1 protein-coding gene is annotated in these 16,474 nt (G+C 75.3%); it reads right to left on the bottom strand.

Going from position 1 to position 16,474, the window contains the following annotated elements:
• Positions 1 to 5: 5 nt before the first annotated feature.
• Positions 6 to 16,406: an SDR family NAD(P)-dependent oxidoreductase gene (locus OG861_RS07100; RefSeq protein ID WP_443064455.1), complete on the bottom strand. Its 16,401-nt coding sequence runs from the start codon at positions 16,404 to 16,406 to the stop codon at positions 6 to 8.
• Positions 16,407 to 16,474 lie beyond the last annotated feature (68 nt).

Here is a 16,474-nt window from a genome sequence, read left to right on the forward strand (position 1 = left end):
CGGTTTCAGCTGGGTTCGCCGCCGGCCAAGGCGGCACGAATGAGGTCGTCCACGCCCATGTCCTCGATGGCCGCGCCCTGGTCCGGTGTCCCGGGAGCCGTGACCGGGGCCGCCGAGGCTGCCGCGGGGGCCGATACCGAGGCTCCGCGGACGCCCGCCGTGTCGCCTTCCGCCAGTCCGAGCAGGGCGTCGAGCAGCCCGGACTCGCGCAGTCGCGCGGCGGGGATGGACAGCAGGGCCCGCCTGATGCCGTCCTCGTCCAGGTGCGGTCCGGCGGCAGGGCTCGCGGGGTCCGTCCCTGGTTCCAGCTCTTCCAGCAGGAACCCGGCCAGGGCCGCCGAGTTGGGGTAGTCGAACATCAAGGTGGCGGGCAGGCGCAGCCCGGTCGCCTTCTGGAGCCGGTTGCGCAGCTCGATCGCGCCGAGCGAGTCGAGTCCGAGCTCGGTGAAGCCCCGGTCCGCTCCCACCCCTGCCGGGTCGCCGTGTCCGAGTACGGCCGCCGCGTGGCCCCGGACGAGTTCCTCCGCGTAGCGGACCCGCTCGGGTCCGGCGGGGAGGCCGGCGAGCTTGGCCCGGACGAGGGAGCCGGCGGTGTCGGCGGCGCCCGTCGCGGGCAGCGCCGCGGGCTTGGCGGTCGGGCGGGCGGGCGGCCCGGCGAGGGCGCGCAGCAGGGCCGGGATCTCGTCGGCACGTCGGGCCAGCGCCGCGCGGTCTAGCCGGACGGGGGCCAGCAGCGCCTCGTCCAGGGCGAGCGCCGCGTCGAACAGGGCCACGCCGTCGGTGAAGGACAGCTCCAGCACGCCCGAGCGGCTCATGCGGCGCAGGTCGGCCTCAGTGAGTTCGGGGCCCTCGCCCACGGTGCCTTCCCACAGGCCCCAGGCGAGCGAGGTGGCCGCGAGACCGGCGGCGCGGCGCTCGGCGGCCAGCGCGTCGAGGAAGACGTTCGCCGCCGCGTAGGTGGCCTGCCCGGCGGACAGGATCTGGCCGCCGGCCGAGGAGTACAGCACGAAGGCGGACAGGCCCAGGTCCTTCGTCAGTTCGTGCAGGTGCCAGGCGGCGTCGACCTTGGGCCGCAGCACCTTGCTGACCTGTTCCTTGGTGACGGCTCCGACCAGGGCGTTGTCCATCACCCCGGCGGCGTGCACGACGCCCGTGAGCGGGTGTTCGGCCGGGATCTCGTCCAGCAGCGCGGCCAGGGCGTAGCGGTCGGCCGCGTCGACGGCGACGATCCGTACGTGGGCTCCCGCCGCGGTGAGTTCCGCGCGCAGTTCGGCGGCGCCGGGGGCGTCCGCGCCGCGACGGCTGGTGAGCACGAGGTGGCGTACGCCCTGCGCGGTGACCAGGTGCCTGGCCAGGACCGCGCCCAGCAGACCGGTGCCGCCGGTGATCAGGACGGTTCCGTCCGGGTCCCACGCCGAGGGTTCGGCGGGCCGGCCGGGCGCCGCGACGTAGCGCGGTACGAGGATCTCCCCGCGCCGGACGGCGATCTCCGGTTCGGCGGAGGCCACGGCGGCGGCCAGTGCGGCCACCGACTCGGGCGCTCCGTCGAGGTCGACGACGGTGAAACGGCCCGGGTTCTCCGCCTGCGCGGCGCGCATGACACCCCACAGCGGTGCCTGTACGCAGTCCACGGGTTCCGCGCCCGGCCGGCCGGTGGGGACGGCGTTGCGGGTGACGAGGACCAGGCGGGAGTCGGCGGAGCGGGAGTCGGCGAGCCACTGCCCGAGCCCGTCGAGGAGCCGGCCCACGGAGGTGCGGACCTGCTCGGGCACCCCGGCGTTGGTGCCGAAGACGTCCGAGACGTCGGGCGCGGTCAGTACGACCACGTCGGGGACGCGCTGCTCGGCGGCGAGGTCGGCCAGGGAGGCGAGTGAGGCGAGTGAGGCGACCGGGCGCATGCCCGGCAGCCCGGCCCCGACCACCACCCAGTCGTCGGTGGCCGCGACCGGCCCGGGAGCCGGCTGGTGCGCCTGCCAGTCGATGCGGAACAGGGCTCCGTCGCCGCCCGATCCGTCACCCGCCAGCTGCTGCGGGGACACCTCGCGCACGACGAGCGCATCGACGGTGGCGACGGGCTCACCGGTGGGTGCGGTGATCCGCAGTGCGACGGCGTCGGGGCCCGGCTTGGTGAGGCGGACCCGCAGCGCGGACGCCCCGGTGGTGTGCAGCGTGACGCCGGTCCAGACGAAGGGCAGGGCGGCCCGGACGGGGCCGTCGGCGTCCTCGTCGAAGATGCGCTCGGCGTGCAGGGCGGCGTCGAGGAGGGCCGGGTGGAGGCCGAAGAGGGCGGCGTCGGTGCGGGCGTGGGCGGGGAGCGAGATCTCGGCGTACAGCTCGTCGCCGCGCCGCCAGGCCGCCGTGAGGCCCTGGAAGAGGGGGCCGTACCCGTAGCCGAGTCCGGCGAGGTCCTCGTACATCCCGCTGACGTCGACGGGCCGGGCCCCGGCCGGCGGCCACGCCTCGAGGTCGGGGACGGCGGCCGCCGGCTCCGGGGCGAGGACGCCGCGGGCGTTGCGGGTCCAGGGCGCGTCGGCCGGCAGGTTCTCGGCCCGCGAGTACAGGGCTACGTCGCGACGCCCGGAGCCGTCCGCCCCGCCGACGACCACCTGCACCGCGACCCCCGTCTTCCCGGGCAGCAACAGCGGCGTCTCCTGAGTGAGTTCCTCCAGCTGTGCGCAGCCCACCTCGTGGCCGGCGCGGAGCGCCAGTTCGACGTACGCGGTGCCGGGGAGCAGGACGCTGCCGTGAACGGCGTGGTCGGCCAGCCAGGGGTGGGTGGAGGTGGATATCCGGCCGGTGAGAACGGGGGCTCCGGTCTCCGGGGAGGCGAGTACGGCGCTGAGCAGCGGGTGCCCGGCGGCGGCCTGGCCCATCCCGGCCGCGTCGCCGACCGCGGCGGGAGCGTCGAGCCAGTAGCGGGTCCGGAGGAAGGGGTAGGTGGGCAGGTCGACGTGCCGGGCGCCGGAGCCGGCGAAGAACGCCTCCCAGTCGACGGGGACGCCCGTGGCGTGCAGCTGCCCGAGGGCGGCGATCAGGGTCTCGGGCTCGGTGCGGTTCTTGCGGAGGGCGGGTACGAGGACGGCCTGCTCGGAGTCCACACCCTGCTGCGCGAGGCCGGTCAGGATGCCGTCCGGGCCGATCTCCAGGAAGCGGGTCACTCCCTGCTGCTCCAGGGTCCGTACCGCGTTCGCGAAGCGGACGGCCTCGCGGACCTGCCCGACCCAGTACTCGGGGGACTGCCAGTCCAGCGACGGCTCACCCGTGACGGTGGACACCACCGGGATCTGCGGCGTAGAGAACGTCAACCGGGAAGCGACGGCACGGAACTCGTCCAGCATCGGATCCATCAAAGCCGAGTGGAAAGCGTGCGAGACGGCCAGACGGCTGGTCTTGCGACCTTCGGCCGTGAAGTGCTCACCGAGGGCCAGCACAGCAGCCTCGACACCCGAAACCACCACCGACTGCGGCCCGTTGATGGCCGCAATACCCACACCCTCGGTCAGAAGCGGCAGCACTTCTTCTTCCGTCGCCTGCACGGCGAGCATTGCCCCACCCGCAGGCAACGCCTGCATCAAACGTCCCCGGCTCACGACGAGTTCGGCCGCGTCCGCCAGGGACAGCACCCCCGCCACATGGGCGGCGGCCAGCCCACCGATCGAATGCCCCGCGACGACATCAGGCGTGACACCCCACGCCTCCACCAACCGGAACAGAGAAACCTCCAGCGCGAACAGTGCGGGCTGCGTCAACGCGGTCGCATCGAGCGCGGCCGCGTCCTCACCCCACACCACCTCCCGCAACGACCGACCCAAATGCCGGTCCACCTCCGCACACACCGCGTCGAAGGCCCCCGCGAACACCGGGAACGCCTCGTACAGCTCACGACCCATCCCCAGCCGCTGCGCCCCCTGCCCCGTGAACAGGAACGCCGTCCGCCCACCGGCTCGCGCCGAGCCCCCTACGCCGTCCCCGGCGGCGACGGCGGCCAGGCCCCGCAGCGCGCTCTCGCGGTCGTGGGCGTCGGCTGCGACCACCGCGCGGTGTTCCAGCGCCGCCCGGCCCGTCGCGAGGGTACGGGCGACGTCGGTGAGGTCCAGCTCCGGTTCGGCGAGGAGCCGGGCGTGCAGTTCCTCGGCCTGGCGGGCCGGTGCCTGTGGGTCGGCTCCGGAGAGCAGCAGCGGCAGGGCCGGCAGGTCGGCCGCGCCCGCCTCGGTCGGGACGGCTTCCGGGGCCTCCTCCACGATGAGGTGGGCGTTGGTGCCGCTGAGGCCGAAGGAGGAGACGGTGGCCCTGCGCGGCCGGTCCGCGCGGCGGGGCCACGGCCGTGCCTCCGTGAGCAGGCGGACGTTGCCGGCTTCCCAGTCGACCTCGGGCGAGGGCTCGTCCACGTGCAGGGTCTTGGGCATCAGCCCGTTGCGCAGGGCCATCACCGACTTGATGACGCCACTGACCCCGGCCGCGGCCTGAGCGTGTCCGATGTTGGACTTGATGGAGCCGAGCCACACCGGGTCGTCGGCGGGCCGCCCCTGCCCGTAGGTGGCGAGGAGGGCCTGTGCCTCGATGGGGTCGCCCAGCCGGGTGCCCGTGCCGTGGCCCTCGACGAGGTCCACGTCGGCGGTGGTCAGGCCGCCGGCGGCGAGGGCGCGCTGGATGACGCGCTGCTGCGAGGGCCCGTTGGGGGCGGTCAGCCCGTTGCTGGCACCGTCCTGGTTGATGGCGGAGCCGCGGATCACGGCGAGTACGTCGTGGCCGAGCCGCTGCGCGTCGGAGAGCCGCTCGACGAGGAGCAGGCCCACGCCCTCCGCCCAGCCGGTGCCGTCGGCGCCGCCCGCGAAGGCCTTGCAGCGGCCGTCGGCGGACAGGCCGCGCTGCTGGGCGAACTCGACGTAGATCTCGGGCGTCGACATGACGGTGACGCCTCCGGCGAGCGCCATGTCGACCTCGCCCCGCCGCAGTGCCTGGCAGGCCATGTGGAGGGCGACGAGCGAGGACGAGCATGCGGTGTCGACGCTGACGGCGGGGCCTTCGAGGCCGAGGGTGTAGGCGACGCGGCCGGTCAGGATGGAGGCCGCGGTGCCGTTGCCGAGGTAGCCGGCGACGTCGTCGGGGATGTGCTGGAGGCGGGAGCCGTAGTCGTGGTACATCACGCCGGCGTAGACGCCGGTCTGGCTGCCGCGCATGGCGGAGGGGTCGATACCGGCGCGTTCGAAGGCTTCCCAGGCGGCTTGCAGGAGCAGTCGCTGCTGGGGGTCCATCGCGATGGCCTCGCGGGGGCTGATCCCGAAGAACGCCGGGTCGAACTCGGCGGCGTCGTAGAGGAATCCGCCTTCGCGGGCGTACGTCTTGCCGTGCAGACCGGGTTCCGGGTCGTAGAGGACGTCGGTGTCCCAGCCGCGGTCGGCGGGGAAGTCGGCAATGGCGTCGCGGCCTTCGGCGACGAGGTCCCACAGGTCCTCGGCGGAGCGTACGCCGCCGGGGAAGCGGCAGCTGATGCCGACGATCGCGATGGGTTCGTCGTCGGCCAGGCGGACGGGGGCGGCCTGGGCGGTGGCCGGTCCGGGCTCGGCGCCGTCGTCGTCCTGGGCGAAGTGGTCCTGGGCGAGGTGCTCGGCGACGGCCCGGGTGTTCGGGTAGTCGAAGACGAGCGTGACGGGCAGCCGCAGTCCGGTGGCCGCGTTCAGCGCGTTGCGCAGTTCGACGGCGGCGAGCGAGTCGAAGCCGAGTTCCTTGAAGGCCCGGTCCGCTCCGACGCTGTCGGCGGAGTCGTGGCCGAGGACGGCCGCGACCTGGGTGGCGACCAGGTCGAGCAGGGCCCGGCCGCGTTCGGCGGCGGTGAGGCCGGCCAGCTTGCGCGCGAGGCCGTCCCCGCCGGGGGCGCTGTTCGCGGCGGCGCGCCGGGTCGTGGCCGGCCGTGCGACGGCGGCGCGCAGCAGCGGCGGGACGTCGGTGCCTCGGGCGTGCAGGGCGGTCGGGTCGAGGGGCAGCGGGGCGAGCAGGGCGTGCCGGGTGCGCAGGGCCTCGTCGAAGAGTTCGAGGCCGCGGCTCTCGGGCAGGGCGGGCAGGCCGAGCCGGTTCATCTTCTCGACGTCGGCGTCGGTGAGTTCGCCGCCGAGGCCGGTGTTGACGGCCCACAGCCCGTACGCGAGGGCGGTCGCGGGGAGTCCTGCGGCCTGCCGGTGGGCGGCGAGGGCGTCGAGGAAGACGTTGGCCGCCGCGTAGTTGCCCTGTCCGGCGGGCAGGACGAGTCCGCCCGCGGAGGAGAACAGGACGAACGCGGACAGGTCGAGGCCCGCGGTCAGCTCGTGCAGGTGCCAGGCGGCGTCTGCCTTGGGCCGCATGACGGTGTCCAGGCTGTCCGGGGTGAGCGCGGCGATCAGGCCGGGGTCGACGACGCCCGCGGCGTGGACGACGCCGGTGAGCGGGTGCTCGTCGGGGATCGCGGCGAGTACGCCGGCCAGTGCCGTGCGGTCGGCCGCGTCGCAGGCGGCGATGCGGACCTGGTCGGCGCCGGCCTCGATCAGCCGGTCGCGCAGTGCGGCGGAGCCGGGGGCGTCCATGCCGCGGCGGCTGGTGAGGACGAGGTGCCGGACGCCGTGGCGGGTGACGAGGTGGTGGGCCAGGCGGGCGCCGAGACCGCCGGTGCCGCCGGTGATCAGGACGGTGCCCCGGTCGTTCCAAGGGGCGTCGGCCTCGGGGACGGCGGTCCTGACGAGCCTCGGGGTGAGGAAGCGGCCTTCGCGCAGGGCGAGTTCGGGCTCGCCCTGCTCCAGGGCCAGCGCCACGAGGGCGGGGTCGACGTCGGTGGGGGCGGTGTCCTCGGCGGGGTCGGTGTCGAGCAGGACGATCCGGCCCGGGTTCTCGGCCTGCGCCGCCCGGACCAGGCCCCACACGGGCGCCTGGGTCAGGTCCGGGGCGCTGGCGGCGCCGGTGGCGACCGCGCCGCGGGTGACGACGACCAGGGTGGAGCTGCCGAACCGCTCGTCGGCCAGCCAGGACTGCACCAGGCTGAGCACGTACGAGGTGACCGTGCGGGCGGCGTCGGGCACCGGCTGGCCGGCCGGGGTGGGGCAGACGGCCAGGACCACGGCCGGGGTGTCGGCGTGGATGGCCAGCCCGTACTCGTCGAGGACCACGGCGGAGGACTCGGCGGGCCGGGCCGCCGCCGGGAGGGTGGTCCACTCGATGTGCTGGAGGTCGTCGGTGAGGACGCCGTCGGCCGGCTCCAGCTGCTCGGCGGAGACGGGCCGGCAGATCAGCGACGCGACGGTCATCACCGGGCGGCCGGTCTCGTCGGCGACGACCATCGCCGACTCCTCGGCGCCACGGATGCGGCGTACGTACACACGCAGTGCGCCGGCCCCGGCGGCGTGCAGCGACACGCCGCTCCAGGCGAACGGCAGCAGCGCTTCGGTGCCGCCCTCGCCCTGGTCGACCAGGACGTCGACGTGCATGGCGGTGTCGAGGAGGGCGGGGTGCATCCCGTACTCGACGGCTTCGGCGCGCACCGTGTCGGGCAGTTCGACCTCGGCGAACAGTTCGTCGCCGCGCCGCCAGGCGGCCTTGAGGCCCTGGAAGGCGGGGCCGTATCCGTAGCCGCGCTCGCGCAGCCGCTCGTAGGCGCCGTCGACCTCGACGGGGGTGGCGCCGCGCGGCGGCCACTGCGTCAGGTCGGCGTCGACCTGTGGGGGTGCGCCGGTGGCGAGGAAGCCGGTGGCGTGGCGGGTCCAGGACTCCGCGGGGGCGTCGTCCAGGCGGGAGTGGATGTGCAGGGCGCGGCGGCCCGAGGCGTCGGGGGCGCCGGCGGCGACCCGCAGGGCGGCTCCGCCGTGCGCGGGCAGGACGAGCGGCGCCTCCAGCGTCAGCTCCTCCAGGAGGTCGCAGCCCACCTCGTCGCCGAGGCGTACGGCGAGCTCCACGAAACCGGTGCCGGGGAGCAGGATCGCGCCGTGCACCCCGTGGTCGCCGACCCAGGGCTGTCCGGCGGCCGACAGCCGTCCGGTGAGGACGACGGAACCCGACTCGGGCGAGAACACGGCCGCGCTGAGGAGCGGGTGGGCGATCGGGTCGAGGCCGGCGGAGCCGACGTCGCCGGTGTGCGCGGGTACGTCGAGCCAGTAGCGCTTGCGCTGGAAGGCGTACGTGGGCAGGTCCACGAGCGGGCCGGTGCGGCCGAGGACGGCGGGCCAGGCGACGGCGGTGCCGCGGGCCCAGGCCGCTCCGATGCCGGTCAGCACCTCGCGTGCCTCGTCGCGGTCGCGGCGCAGCAGGGCGACGAAACCGGTGTCCTCGCGGGTGGCAGAACCCGTTCCGAGGGCGGTGAGGACGGCGTCGGGGCCGATCTCCAGGAAGGTGCGTACGCCGAGCGCCTCGGCGCGGCGGACGGCGTCCGCGAAGCGGACCGGCTCGCGGACTTGGCCGACCCAGTACTCGGGCGACCGCCAGTCCTCGCAGAGCTCACCCGTCACGGTGGAGACGACGGCCACGCGCGGAGCGGAGTACGTCAACGCGCCCGCAACGGCACGGAACTCGTCGAGCATCGGGTCCATCAGGTCCGAGTGGAAGGCGTGCGAGACGGACAGCCGGCTGGTCTTGCGACCGGCCGCCGCGAAGTGCCCGCCGACGGCCAGGACGGCCGCCTCGACGCCCGAGACCACGACGGACTGCGGCCCGTTGACGGCGGCGATACCGACTCCGCCGGTCAGCAGCGGCAGGACCTCGTCCTCGGCGGCCTGCACGGCCAGCATCGCGCCACCGGCAGGAAGCTCCTGCATCAGCCGACCCCGCGCCACCACCAGCCGCGCCGCGTCCGCCAACGAGAACACACCCGCGACGTGCGCAGCGGCCAGCTCGCCGATCGAGTGACCGGCCACGACGTCGGGCGTGACACCCCAGGCCTCCATCAGCCGGAACAGGGCGACCTCGACCGCGAACAGCGCGGGCTGGGTGACGGCGGTGGCGTTCAGCGCGTCCGCGTCCTCACCCCACACCACGTCCTTGAGCGAACGCCCGAGGTGGAGGTCGACCTCCGCGCACACCGCGTCGAACGCGGCGGCGAAGGCGGGGAAGGCCTCGTACAGTTCCCGGCCCATCCCGAGGCGCTGCGCACCCTGGCCCGTGAACAGGAACGCCGTCTTTCCGTCCTGGGCCGTGCCCGCACCGGCGAGCAGTTCCAGCGAGCGGGAGAGTTCGGCGCGGTCGGCGCCCAGGGCGACGGCGCGGTGTTCCAGTGCGGCGCGGCCGGTGGTCAGCGTGCGGGCGGCGGCGGTCAGTTCCTCGTCGGTGAGGCCGTCGAGGCGCTCCCGCAGGCGGTCGGCCTGGGCCCGCAGGGCCTCGGGGGTGGCGCCGGAGACGACCCACGGCACGGCGGGGAGCGTCGCTTCCGGTTCGGCGTCGAGGGCCGGCGCCTGTGGCGCCTGCTCGATGATGACGTGGGCGTTGGTGCCGCTGATGCCGAACGAGGAGATGCCGGCCCGGCGGACTCCACCGCGGGCGACCCAGTCGCGGGCCTCGGTGAGGAGTTCCACGTTGCCCGCCGACCAGTCGACCTGGTCCGAGGGCGTTTCGGCGTAGAGGGTCCGCGGCAGGACGCCGTGGTCCATCGCCAGGACCATCTTGATGATCCCCGCGACGCCGGCGGCGGCCTGGGTGTGGCCCATGTTGGACTTGATGGAGCCGAGCCACAGCGGCTCGCCCTCGGGCCGTTCCTGGCCGTAGGTCTCCAGCAGGGCCTGCGCCTCGATGGGGTCGCCGAGACGGGTGCCCGTGCCGTGCGCCTCGACCACGTCGACCTCGGCGGCCGACAGACCCGCGTCCGCCAGCGCCTGGCGGATCACCCGCTGCTGGGCGGGACCGTTCGGCGCGGTCAGACCATTGCTCGCACCGTCCTGGTTGAGCGCCGAACCCCTGACCACGGCCAGCACGCGGTGACCGTTGCGCCGCGCGTCCGACAGCCGCTCCAGCAGCAGCACACCCGCACCCTCACCCCAGCCGGTGCCGTCGGCACCCTCGCCGAAGGACTTGCAGCGGCCGTCGGAGGCGAGTCCGCGCTGGCGGCTCATGTCGAGGAAGGTGTCCGGGGTGGACATGATGGTGACGCCGCCGGCGAGGGCCAGGGAGCATTCGCCGGAGCGCAGCGAACGCGCGGCCATGTGCAGGGCGACCAGTGAGGAGGAGCAGGCCGTGTCGACGCTGACCGCGGGGCCTTCGAGGCCCAGTGCGTAGGCGACGCGTCCGGAGACGACGCTGGCGAGGCTGCCGTTGCCGTGGTAGCCGGCCACGTCCTCGGGGAGCGGGCCGAGCCGCAGGCCCCAGTCGTGGTACATGACGCCGGCGAAGACGCCGGTGCTGCTGCCCTTGACGGACCGGGGGTCGATCCCGGCGCGTTCGAAGGTCTCCCAGGCGACTTCGAGGAGGAGCCGCTGTTGCGGGTCCATGGCCTGGGCCTCGCGGGGGCTGATCCCGAAGAACGCGGGGTCGAACTGGGCGGCGTCGTAGAGGAAGCCGCCCTCGGTGGAGTAGGTCTTGCCGGGCTTGCCGATCTCCGGGTCGTAGAGGTCGGCGGCCCAGCCGCGGTCGGTGGGGAACGGGCCGATGGCGTCGGAGCCCTCGGCGACGAGCTGCCACAGTTCCTCGGGCGAGGAGACGCCGCCGGGGTAGCGGCAGGCCATGCCGACGATCACGACCGGGTCGTCGGAGGCGGCGGCGGAGCCCGCGCCCGCCGCGGGCCGGGTCTCGGCGGCCGCGGGGGCGGCCGCGCCGAGCAGCTTGGTGACGAGGTGCTCGGCCAGGGCGGTGGCCGTCGGGTAGTCGAAGGTCAGGGTGGCGCTGAGCCGCAGACCGGTCGCGGTGGAGAGGCGGTTGCGCAGTTCCACGGCGGCCAGGGAGTCGAAGCCGGTCTCGGTGAACGCGCGGGTGGCGGTGACCTCTTCGGCGCTCTGGTAGCCGAGGACGGCCGCGGCTTCGGTGCGGACCAGCAGCAGGACGGTGGCCAGGCGGTTGGCGGCGCCGAGTCCGGCGAGCTGGGCGGCGAGGGGTGCCGGTCCGGTGGCCGGGCCGGTGACGGCCGGACCGGCCGCGGCGGTGGGGCGGCGCACGGGGGTGCGCACGAGGGCCCGCAGCAGGGTCGGGACGCCGTCGCCGCGGCCGCGCACGGCGCGGTGGTTGACCCGTACGGGAACCACGGCCGGCTCGTGTCCGGCGAGCGCCGCGTCGAGCTGGGCGAGGTTCTCCTCGAAGGACAGGGAATCCAGGCCGAGGCGCTCGATGCGGGTGAGGGCTGCGGCGTCGAGGGTGGCGCCCATGCCGGCGTCGCCGGCCCACAGGCCCCAGGCGAGGGAGGTGACGACCTGCCCGGCGGCGGCGCGGCGGGCGGCGAGGGCGTCGAGGAAGAGGTTCGCGGCGGCGTAGTTGGCCTGGCCGGCGCCGTCGAGGACGGTGGAGGCGGAGGAGAACAGGACGAACGCGGTGAGGTCGAGGTCCGCGGTCAGCTCGTGCAGGTTCCAGGCCGCGTCGACCTTGGGGCGCAGCACGGTGTCGAGCCGGGCGGGGTCGAGGGAGCCGACGAGCCCGTCGTCGATGACTCCGGCCGCGTGCACGACGGCGGTGAGCGGGTGCCGCTCGGGGATGGCGGCGAGCAGCGCCGCGAGGGCGTCCCGGTCCGCGGCGTCGGTGGCGCTGATGTCGGCGTCGGCGCCCAAGTCCGCGAGTTCTGCCAGCAGTTCCCGGGCGCCGGGGGCGTCGGGGCCGCGCCGGCTGGTGAGCAGCAGGTGGCGTACGCCGTGGTGGCGTACGAGGTGGCGGGCGAGTGCGGCGCCGACGCCTCCGGTGCCGCCGGTGATCAGCACGGTGCCGGCCGCGTCCCACGGGGAGGGCCGGTCCTCGCCGGAGGCGGATGCGGGGACGGGGGCGAGTCGGGGAACGTACGCCTCGGCTGCGCGCAGGGCGAGTTCGGGTTCCTGTGCGGCGGCGGCCAGTGCCCGGCCGAGGTGCTCTTCTCCCGCCGGGTCGGTGTCCACGAGGACGAAGCGGCCGGGGTTCTCCGCCTCGGCGGAGCGTACGAGTCCCCAGACGGGCGCCTGCGCGAGGTCCACGTCGGTGCCGGGTACGGCGGCGCCCCGGCGGGTGACGACCACGAGGCGGGAGTCGGCGTACCGGTCGTCGGCCAGCCAGTCCTGTACGACGGCCAGCGCGTCGGCGGTGACGGCCCGGACGGCGGCGGGCAGGTCCCCCGGCGGAGTCGGGAGGGTGCGGTGGACGACGTACGGCGCGGGGGCGTCTTCGGCGCGGGCCGTGAACGCGACCGCCTCCGCCGGGAGTGCGAGCGGGTTCCACTGCACGCGCAGCAGCGGGTCGGGGCGGTCGCCCGCGAGCTGGTCCGCCGTGACGGCCCGCAACAGCAGGGATTCGACCCGGGCGACGGGCGCGCCGTCGGGACCGGTGACGTCCACGGCGAGTTCCTCGCGGCCGCGCGCGGTGATCCGTACCCGGACGGCGGCCGCGCCGGAGGCGTGGAGGGTGACGCCGTTCCAGGAGAACGGGATCCAGGTGCCTTCGGGCCGGTTGCCCCGGGCGGCCAGGGCGTGGTCGGCGGGGTGCAGGGCGGCGTCGAGCAGGGCCGGGTGCAGTCCGAAGGCGGCGGCCTCGGCGCGGGCGGGCTGCGGGAGTTCCACGTCCGCGAACACCTGGCCGTCGAGGAGCCAGGCGGCGCGGACCCCCTGGAAGGAGGGCCCGTAGCCGTAGCCTTCGGCGGCCATGTCGCCGTACAGGCCGGAGACGTCCAGCGGCACGGCGCCCGCCGGGGGCCACGCCCCGTCCGGGGATGCGGCAGCCGCGGCGGGGGCCGCGGGGGCCAGGACGCCGGTGGCGTGGCGGACCCAGCCGTCCTCGGCGGCGTCGGCGCTGTCGGTGCGGGAGTGGCACTCGATGGTCCGGCGGCCCGCCGCGTCCGGGGCGGCGATCAGCACCTGGAGGGCGACTCCGCCCGTCTCGGGCAGTACCAGCGGCGCGTGCAGGGTCAGTTCCTCGACCAGCGCGCAGCCGGTCTCCGCGCCGGCGCGCAGGGCGAGTTCCACGAAGGCGGTGCCCGGCAGCAGGGTGGTGCCGGCGATGGTGTGGTCCGCGATCCACGGGTGGGTGCGCAGCGAGAGGCGGCCGGTGAGTACGGTGCTGCCGGCGCCGGCGACGTCGACCACCGAGCCGAGCAGCGGGTGCTGCGCGGCGAGCTGGCCCAGTCCCGAGGGGTCCCCGGTGGTGGTGTCCCGGGTCAGCCAGTACCGCTTGGGGCGGAAGGCGTAGGTGGGCAGGCCCTCGACGCGGCGGGTGGGGCGGCCCTCGTACACGGCGTCCCAGTCCAGCCGGGCGCCCCGCGCGTGGGCGAGGGCGGCGGCGCCGAGCGCCTCGCGGACCTCGTCCTTCCCGGCGCGCAGCAGCGGCGCGAAGACGGTGTCGGCTTCCCGCTCCTCGGGCAGGCAGTCGCGGCCGAGCGCGCTGAGGACGCCGTCGGGGCCCAGCTCCAGGAAGGTGCGGGCGCCGCCGTCGGCGGCCAGCCAGGTGAGGGCGTCGGCGAAGCGGACGGCCTCACGGACGTGGCCGGTCCAGTAGTCGGGGGAGCAGAGCTCTTCGGAGGTGGCCGGGCGGCCGGTGACGGTGGAGACGAGGGGGATGGTCGGCGGGGCGTAGTGGAGGATGCCCGCGACGCGCCGGAATTCGGCGAGCATCGGTTCCATGAGCGGGGAGTGGAAGGCGTGGCTCACGCGCAGCCGCTTGGTCTTGCGTCCCAGGGCGGCGAAGTGGTCGGCGAGGGCCAGCGCGGCGTCCTCCTCGCCGGAGATCACCAGGGCGTCGGGGCCGTTGACGGCGGCGATGGCCACGCGGGGGTGTTCGCCGAGGAGGGGCAGGAGTTCCGCCTCGGTGGCCCGGACGGCGATCATGGCTCCGCCCGGGGGCAGTTCCTGCATCAGCCGGCCGCGGGCGGCGACGAGGGTGGCGGCGTCCTCCAGGGTGAGGACGCCCGCGACGTGCGCGGCGGCGATCTCGCCGATCGAGTGGCCGGCCACGAAGTCGGGGCGTACGCCCCAGGACTCGACGAGCCGGAACAGGGCGACCTCGACGGCGAACAGGGCGGTCTGCGCGTAGCGGGTCTCGTCCAGCAGCGCGGCGGCGTCCGAGCCGGGGACGGCGAACAGGACGTCCCACAGGGACGTGTCGAGCTGGAGGTCGAGCCAGCCGATGGCGTCGGCCAGGGCGTCCGCGAACACCGGGTGGGCGTCGTACAGCTGCCGGCCCATGGCGAGGCGCTGGCTGCCCTGGCCGGTGAAGAGGAAGGCGAGCCGTCCGGCGGGCAGGGTGCCCGTACGGGTGGCGGAAGTGGTCCCTCCGGCGGCGAGGGCGTGCAGCCCTTCGAGGAGTTCGGCGCGGTCGGCGGCGAGGACGGTGGCGCGGTGTTCGAGGGCGGCGCGGCCGGTGCCGAGGGCGTGGCCGAGGTCGTCGGGGGTGAGGCCGGGGCGGTCGGCGAGGAAGGCGGCCAGCCGCTCGGCCTGTGCGCGCAGGCCGTCCTCGGAGCGGGCGCTGACGGGCACGAGGGCGGGCCGCGCGGGGGTGGCCGGGTCCACTTCGACGTCCGGAGCTCCCTCGGCCTCCCGGTCCGCGTCGGCGGCCCGCGCGGGCGCGGCTCCGGTGCCGTCCTGCGGTCCGCGCGGCGCTTCCTCCACGATCACGTGGGCGTTCGTCCCGCTGATGCCGAAACCGGAGACTCCGGCCCGGCGGGGCCGCTCGCCGTTCGCGGGCCACGGGACGGGCTCGGTGAGCAGACGGACGGTGCCCGCGGACCAGTCGACGTTGCCGGTGGGCTCGTCGACGTTCAGCGTCTTCGGCAGTACGCCGTGCCGCATCGCCATGATCATCTTCATCAGCCCGGCGACACCGGCCGCGGCCTGCGTGTGCCCCAGGTTGGACTTGACCGACCCCAGCCACAGCGGCCGGTCCTCGGACCGCTCCCGCCCGTAGGTCTCGATCAGCGCCCGGGCCTCGATGGGGTCGCCGAGCGTGGTGCCGGTGCCGTGCGCCTCCACCGCGTCCACCTCGGCGGCGGACAGCCCGGCGTCGGCGAGGGCCTGCAGGATGACGCGCTGCTGCGCGGCGCCGCTGGGGGCGGTGAGGCCGTTGCTGGCGCCGTCCTGGTTGACGGCCGTACCCCGGATGACGGCGAGGACCTGGTGGCCGTTGCGCCGGGCGTCGCTGAGGCGTTCCACGACGAGCAGGCCGACCCCCTCCGCGAAGGAGGTGCCGTCGGCGCCCGCCGCGAAGGCCTTGATCTGCCCGTCGGGGGCGAGGCCGCGCTGCCGGCTGAACTCGGTGAACAGGCCGGGGGTGCTCAGTACGGTGACGCCGCCGGCCAGGGCCAGGGAGCATTCGCCGCGGCGCAGCGACTGCACGGCCAGGTGCAGGGAGACCAGCGAGCCGGAGCAGGCGGTGTCGACGGTCAGCGCCGGGCCCTCCAGGCCGAGCGCGTACGCGACGCGGCCCGAGGTGACGCTGAGGGCGCCGCCGGTGACGAGGTACCCGGTCAGGGAGTCGGGGGCGTCCTGCACGCGGGGCCCGTACTCGGAGGGGCCGGCGCCTATGAAGACGCCGGTGCGGGTACCGCGCAGGGAGGTGGGGTCGAGCCCGGTCCGCTCCAGCGCCTCCCAGGCCGTCTCCAGCATCAGCCGCTGCTGGGGGTCCATGGCCAGCGCCTCGCGCGGGCCGATCCCGAAGAACTCGGCGTCGAAGTCGGGGGCGTCGTGGAGGAAGCCGCCGGTGCGGGTGTAGCAGGTGCCGGGGGTGGCGGGGTCGTCGTCGAAGAGGGCGTCGAGGTCCCAGCCGCGGTTGTCGGGGAAGGGCCCCACGGCGCTGGCGCCCCGGGAGACGAGGTCCCACAGCTCCTCGGCGGAACGCACACCGCCGGGGAAGCGGCCGCTGATGCCGACGACGGCGATGGGCTCGCCGTCGTGGCGCGGGGAGGCCTGGGCCTGGGCTTCGGCGGCGCACGGCGCGGGGGGCCCGGCGGGAGCGCCGAGCAGTTCCGTGCGCACGTACGCGGCGAGCAGTTCGGGGCTCGGGTGATCGAACGCGGCGGTCACGGGCAGGGCCAGGCCCGTCGCGGCGTTGATCCTGGTGTGCAGGTCGACCATGCCGATGGAATCCAGGCCGAGTTCCTTGAAGGAGGTCCCGATCGTGACCACGGGCTCGGTGTCGGGCCTGGCCTTGCGGAGGATCTCGGCGGTCTGCGCGCAGACGAGGTCGAGCAGCAGCCTCGTCTGCTCGCCCTGCGGGAGTCCGGCCAGCCGGCCGGCCGGCTCGGCCCCCGGGCGGACGTCCGCGCCGGACGGTTCATCAGCGACAGGATCGAAGCCCGCGGACATCTGCACGCTCCCAGCTCGGTATCGATTGCCCCGGGCGCGGTTCCGGCCACGGGGTGATCGCACGCTAGGTCGGT

Source organism: Streptomyces sp. NBC_00539 (assembly GCF_036346105.1).
Lineage (GTDB): Bacteria > Actinomycetota > Actinomycetes > Streptomycetales > Streptomycetaceae > Streptomyces.